The sequence below is a fragment of the Dietzia sp. E1 genome (assembly GCF_014145015.1).
GTDB lineage: Bacteria > Actinomycetota > Actinomycetes > Mycobacteriales > Mycobacteriaceae > Dietzia > Dietzia cinnamea_A.
The window spans coordinates 1-5,997 of the sequence record NZ_JAALDU010000140.1 but is presented as its reverse complement, the minus strand read 5'-3'; the positions used below and the strand labels follow the sequence as shown (position 1 = coordinate 5,997).

Below are 5,997 nucleotides of genomic sequence, written 5' to 3'. Positions count from 1 at the left end.
CGAGGGCCGCGCCGCCGGTGAGGGCCGCGCCGGCGACGGTGCCGGCGACGAGGCGGCCCACGGCGTTGGAGGAACGGGCTGCACGGTGGCGACCGGCGGTCGCGCCGGAACCCTCGACGCCGAGTCGGTCTGCGAGCTCGGCGAAGGTGATGCGAGTGGCGTCGGACATCAGGGGAAACCTCGGGGTCTAGAGGGGTGAAGCGGTGAGCCGACCGGCTTCCCCGGTGGCCTCCAAGAAGGTAACAGAATTGTCTCGGCGCTGTCACATCAAAAGCACGAACTCAGACGAAAGCACCGGTGAGCGGGGGTGCTCACCGGCGCTTCCGGGTGTTATCAGATGGTGACTACAGGCGGTCGACGCCTCGTCCCCGCCCTGTTCAGTGGTCGGCCTCGCCGATCCGGTGCACGAGGATGAAGTTGGTCGACCCCTCCACCCCCGGCACGTTGCCGGCGACGATCACGATGAGGTCGTCCTCGTTGTATCCCTCGACCGGGAGCAGGAGTTCGTCGGTGACCTTCACCAGCTCCGCCGTCTCGGTGACGCGGTCGGTGAGGAAGGTCTCGGTTCCCCACGTCAGCGACAGCTGACTGCGGATGCGCGGATCGCCGGTGATGGCGATGAGTGGCAGGTGACTGTGCAGGCGGGCGAGACGCCGGACGGTGTCACCGGTGGAGGTGACCGCGACGAGCGCCTTCGCCCCGAGCCGCTCGCCGATCTCGCGCGCCGAGTACGAGATCACGCCACGCTTGGTGCGCGGGATGTGGACCAGGTCGGGTGCGGCGGTGGAATCCGACTCCACCGCCAGCGCGATGGAGGACATCGTCCGCACGGCGTCGATGGGGTACTTGCCCACGGAAGTCTCGCCGGAGAGCATGACCGCGTCCGCCCCGTCGAGGACGGCGTTGGCCACGTCGGAGGCCTCCGCCCTCGTGGGCCGGGAGTTGGTGATCATCGACTCGAGCATCTGCGTGGCCACGATGACCGGCTTGGCGTTCTCGCGGGCGATCTGGATGGCCCGCTTCTGGACCAGCGGGACCTCCTGCAGCGGCAGCTCGACGCCCAGGTCCCCGCGCGCCACCATGATGGCGTCGAACGCCAGCACGATGGACTCGAGGTTCTTGACGGCCTCGGGCTTCTCGAGTTTGGCGATGACGGGGACGTGGATGCCCACCTCGTCCATCACCTCGTGCACGAGGTCGACATCCGCGGGGGACCGCACGAAGGACAACGCGATGAAGTCGACGCCCAGAGCGAGGGCGAACCTCAGGTCGGCGATGTCCTTCTCGCTCAGTGCGGGCACGGAGACGTTCATGCCCGGAAGCGAGACGCCCTTGTTGTTGGACACGGTGCCGCCCTCGGTGACGACGCAGTGCACGTCGTCGCCCTCGACCCGCTCGACGGTCAAGCCGATGTTCCCGTCGTCCACCAGCAGGCGGTCCCCCGGGCGCGCGTCGGCCGCGAGACCCTTGTACGTGGTGGAGACGCGGTCCTTGGTGCCCTCGACGTCCGCGACGGTGATGACGACGTGGTCGCCCTCCGCCCACTCGTGCCGGCCCTCGATGAACCGGCCCAGCCTGATCTTGGGGCCCTGGAGGTCCGCGAGCACGCCGACCGCGCGTCCGGACTCGTCGGAGGCCTTGCGGACCCACTTGTAGTTGGCCTCGTGGTCGGCATGCTCTCCGTGACTGAAGTTGAGGCGGGCGACATCCATCCCCGCGTCGACCAGCTCACGGATGCCGGCCTCCGAGGCGACGGCGGGACCCAGGGTGCAGACGATCTTGGTACGACGATTCACCCGACCCAATCTAGTCCCCTCGACCGGCTGGCCGGTTAACCCGACGTCAACGGCCGGACAACGGGGGTGCGTCCGTCGGGCCGTCCCCCACCGACTCGTCCACGGGATCGCCGGGAGCGCGCAGCTCCGAGGGGGCCTCACGGCCGCGGCGGGCACGCCAGAAGTACAGCAGCGCGGCGATCATGACGACCAGCGACACGATCGTGTTGATCCGGAGGCCGAACACCTCGGTGGCGGCGTCGGCGCGCAGCAACTCGACCCAGAACCGGCCGAAGCAGTACAGCGCCACGTAGAGGGCGAAGAGCCGGCCGTGTCCGAGCCTGAACCGGCGGTCGATCAGCACCAGCGCGACCGCGACGAGGACGTTCCACAGCAGTTCGTAGAGGAACGTGGGGTGCACCGTCGCCAGCACCTGCCCGGTGGAACGCCCGATGGTCTCGGAGTAGCCGTACGCCTCGTCGTAGCGCTGGTAGATCTCCAGGGCCCACGGCACGTCTGTCTCGCGTCCGTAGAGCTCCTGGTTGAAGTAGTTCCCGAGACGGCCGATGCCCTGCGCGAGCACGACGCCCGGCGCGATCGAGTCCCCCAGTGCGCCGAGGGCCCGGATCCCCTGCTGCCGCAGTCCGATGTGGGCCCCGAGCGCACCGAACGCGACGGCGCCCCAGATGCCCAGGCCGCCGTCCCAGATCTTCAGCGCGTCGACCGGGTTGCGACCCTCGCCGAAGTAGCGGTACCAGTCGGTGGCCACGTGGTAGATGCGCCCGCCGATGAGACCGAACGGGATCGCCCACAGTGCGGTGTCGAGCACGACGCCCGCCCGCCCACCACGCGCGACCCAGCGCTTCTCGCCCCACCAGACGGCGATGACGATGCCGAGGATGATCCACAACGCGTAGGCGCGCAAGGGGAACGGGCCGATCTCCCACACGCCCTGGGGTGGACTCGGGATCACGACGACACCCCGCGGCGAACACCCTCGGCCAGCTCCGCCGTCAGACGCCGGAGCGCGTCCGGCCCCTCGGTCGCCGCCGTGATGAGCGCCGAGCCGACGATGACGCCGTCGGCGTAGGAGGCGATCTCGGCGGCCTGGTCGCCGTTCCGCACACCCAGACCCACACCACAGGCCAGATCGGATATCTCGCGTACGCGCCGGGTGAGCGTGCGCGGCGCGTCCGAAACGACGTCCCGCGCGCCGGTCACCCCCATCACCGCCTGGACGTAGACGAAGCCACCCGTGCGCGACAGCGTCATCGCCAGCCGTTCCGGGGTGGACGACGGGGCCACGAGGAAGACCCGGTCGATGCCGTGCGCGTCGGAGGCGGCGATCCAGTCGTCCGCCTCGTCGGGGATGAGGTCGGGAGTGATCACGCCGGTGCCGCCGGCCGCCGCGAGATCGGCGGCGAAGCGGTCGACCCCGTATTGCAGGACGGGGTTCCAGTAGGTCATCACCACGGGCACCGCGCCGGCGTCAGCGACCGCCCGGACGACCTCGAAGGTGTCCGCGACCCGGAATCCCGCCTCGAGGGCGGTGTCCGCGGCGGCCTGGATGGTGGGGCCGTCCATCATGGGGTCGGAGTAGGGGATGCCGACCTCGATGATGTCGCAGCCGCCCTCGACCATCGTCCGGACGGCCTCGATCGATCCCTCGAGGGTCGGGTACCCGGCCGGGTAGTAGCCGATGAGCGCGGCCCGGTTCTCCGCCCGGCACCGCTCGAACACGTCGCTGAGAACGCTCATCCCTCGACTCCCCCGTCCGCGTACGCACCCTCGCCGTCGTCGGCACCCTGGCTCGAATCCACCCCGGCCTCCGGCGGCTCACCACCGCCCAACAACCCGAACCACCGCGCGGCGGTGTCGACGTCCTTGTCCCCGCGGCCGGAAACGTTGACCAGGAGCAGGCCGACCCCCTCGGCGGCGAGCTGGGCCGCTCCCGCGACCGCGTGCGCGGACTCGATGGCCGGGATGATGCCCTCCGTACGGCACAACTGCGCGAAGGCGTCCATCGCCTGGGCGTCGGTGATCGGCCGGTACTCGGCGCGACCGATCTCCGACAGCCGCGAGTGCTCCGGACCGACGCCCGGGTAGTCCAGGCCGGCGGAGATGGAATGCGACTCGATCGTCTGACCGTCCTCGTCCTGCATGAGGTGGGCGTACGAGCCCTGGAACACGCCGGGCCGGCCGGCGTTGACGGTCGCCGCGGTACGCCCGGTCTCCACACCGTCACCGCCGGCCTCGCAGCCGACGAGGCGCACGGACTCGTCCTCGATGAACGGGTGGAACAGGCCGATCGCGTTGGAACCACCGCCGACGCAGGCGACCGCGGCGTCCGGCAGCCGTCCCGCCTGCTCGAGGATCTGCACCCGCGCCTCGGCACCGACGATCCGCTGGAAGTCGCGGACCATCGTCGGGAACGGGTGCGGCCCGGCCGCCGTGCCGAACGCGTAGTAGGTGTCGTCGGCGTGCGCGACCCAGTCGCGCATCGCCTCGTTGATCGCGTCCTTGAGCGTGGCCGAGCCGATCTCGACGGCCTCGACCTCCGCGCCCAGCAGACGCATCCGGGCGACGTTGAGCGCCTGACGACACACGTCCACCGCGCCCATGTAGATCTTGCACTCCAACCCCAGCAACGCACACGCGGTGGCGGTGGCCACCCCGTGCTGGCCGGCGCCGGTCTCCGCGATGACGCGGTTCTTACCCATCCGCTGGGCGAGCAGCGCCTGACCGAGCACGTTGTTGATCTTGTGCGAGCCGGTGTGGTTGAGGTCCTCGCGCTTGAGGAAGACCCGGGCGCCGATCTCCTCGCCGAACCGCGTGGCCTCGTACAGAGGGGACGGCCGACCCGAATAGTGCTTCTGCAGCCGGTCCAGCTGGTCGAGGTACTCCTCGTCCGCGCGGGCCTTGGCGTAGGCGTCGGTCACCTCGTCCACGACCGCCATCAACGCCTCGGGAACGTAACGGCCCCCGAACGGCCCCCAGTGGCCGCGCTGGTCAGGCTCGTGTCCGGTGGCTGTCCGGAGCACCTCCCCCATCGTGGGCAGTGACGTCAGATCCTTGGAGTTCACGACTCCCAGTCTGCCGGAAGCCCACCACCGGGGCCTAGCGGGGTCCCTGCGGGCAGGAGGGGTGAGCACCCGCCGTGGCCAGCGCGTTGCAGGCCGCACGCGGGTCGCCCTGCGTCACCAGTCCCTCGCCGACGAGGACCGCGTCCGCTCCCACGCTGGCGTACGCCAGGAGGTCGGAGGCGTCCCGGACACCCGACTCGGCGATCTTCACGACGTCCGACGGCAGGCCCGGCGCGACGCGGGAGAACACGTCCCGGTCGACCTCGAGGGTCTTGAGGTTGCGGGCGTTGACGCCGATGACGCTCGCTCCGGCCTCCAGGGCGCGGTCCGCCTCCTCCTCGGTGTGGACCTCCACCAGCGCGCTCATCCCGAGCGACTCGGTACGGTCCAGCAGCGACACCAGGGCGTCTTGCTCGAGGGCGGCCACGATGAGCAGGACCAGGTCCGCTCCGTGCGCCCGCGCCTCGTGGATCTGGTACGGCCCCACGACGAAGTCCTTGCGCAGGACCGGGATGTCGACCGCGCGCCGGACCGCGTCGAGATCGGCCAGGCTGCCGTGGAAGCGTCGCTCCTCGGTCAGGCACGAGATGATCCGCGCCCCGCCGTCCTCATACATGCGGGCCAGCACCGCCGGATCGGGAATGTCGGCCAACGCCCCCTTGGACGGGCTCGCCCTCTTCACCTCGGCGATGACGCCCACACCCGGGTCGCGCAGCGCCTTGAGCGCATCGAGCGGGTCCGGGGCGGACAGGGCCGCCTTCTTCACCGACTCCAGGTCGATGACGGCCTCGCGGGCCGCGACGTCCTCGCGGACCCCGTCGAGAATCGAGTCCAGCACGGTACCCACCGTGACCTCCCTCAGCAGTGATCGGGGCGGAAAGTGTGATCGAGATCAACAATAGAGGTCCGGAGCCGGGTTCCCGAATCGGGTCCACCCCGTCGCGGTCAACCGGTCGGATCGCGTCCTTCGTCGAGCTCCGACCAGAGGTCACGACCGGCGTCGCCGTCCGCGCCATCCCTCGGTTCTCCGCCGGTTCCGCGACGTACGGCGGGCGTGACGTACCGGTCGTCGCGCCGCACCGGACGCGCCGGCCGCGCGAGGACGACGATCCCCGCCGCGAGCAGCGCGGCCGCGCCGG

Annotated in this window: 6 protein-coding genes; all 6 read right to left on the bottom strand. The window is 70.4% G+C overall.

Going from position 1 to position 5,997, the window contains the following annotated elements; translation table 11 throughout:
- Positions 1-377: 377 nt before the first annotated feature.
- A complete protein-coding gene (gene pyk / locus G6030_RS05955) occupies positions 378-1,796 on the bottom strand; it encodes a pyruvate kinase (RefSeq protein WP_007632833.1) in 1,419 nt (472 codons plus the stop codon).
- Positions 1,797-1,842: 46 nt separating this feature from the next.
- Positions 1,843-2,748 carry a prolipoprotein diacylglyceryl transferase gene (lgt, locus tag G6030_RS05950; protein WP_182642498.1) on the bottom strand — a complete coding sequence of 302 codons (906 nt, stop codon included), beginning with the start codon at positions 2,746-2,748 and terminating at the stop codon, positions 1,843-1,845.
- The gene (gene trpA, locus G6030_RS05945) at positions 2,745-3,533 is read right to left on the bottom strand and encodes a tryptophan synthase subunit alpha (protein WP_063973181.1); all 789 of its coding nucleotides are present in this window, start codon (positions 3,531-3,533) and stop codon (positions 2,745-2,747) included. The genes lgt and trpA overlap by 4 nt, the downstream gene beginning before the upstream one ends.
- Entirely contained in the window at positions 3,530-4,825 is a 1,296-nt protein-coding gene (gene trpB / locus G6030_RS05940; RefSeq protein WP_182642499.1) for a tryptophan synthase subunit beta, read from the bottom strand. Before trpB ends, trpA begins: the two co-directional genes overlap by 4 nt.
- A gap of 67 nt (positions 4,826-4,892) precedes the next feature.
- Entirely contained in the window at positions 4,893-5,705 is an 813-nt protein-coding gene (gene trpC / locus G6030_RS05935) for an indole-3-glycerol phosphate synthase TrpC (RefSeq protein WP_182642497.1), read from the bottom strand.
- 98 nt (positions 5,706-5,803) lie between these two features.
- A partial coding sequence (locus G6030_RS05930; protein WP_182642496.1) for a Trp biosynthesis-associated membrane protein occupies positions 5,804-5,997 on the bottom strand: 194 nt, incomplete at its 5' end.

Excerpts from the sequence above, each read along its gene's own strand:
- trpB (WP_182642499.1), bottom strand. The coding sequence starts at position 4,825 with ATGGGGGAGGTGCTCCGGACAGCCACCGGACACGAGCCTGACCAGCGC.
- trpA (WP_063973181.1), bottom strand. The coding sequence starts at position 3,533 with ATGAGCGTTCTCAGCGACGTGTTCGAGCGGTGCCGGGCGGAGAACCGG.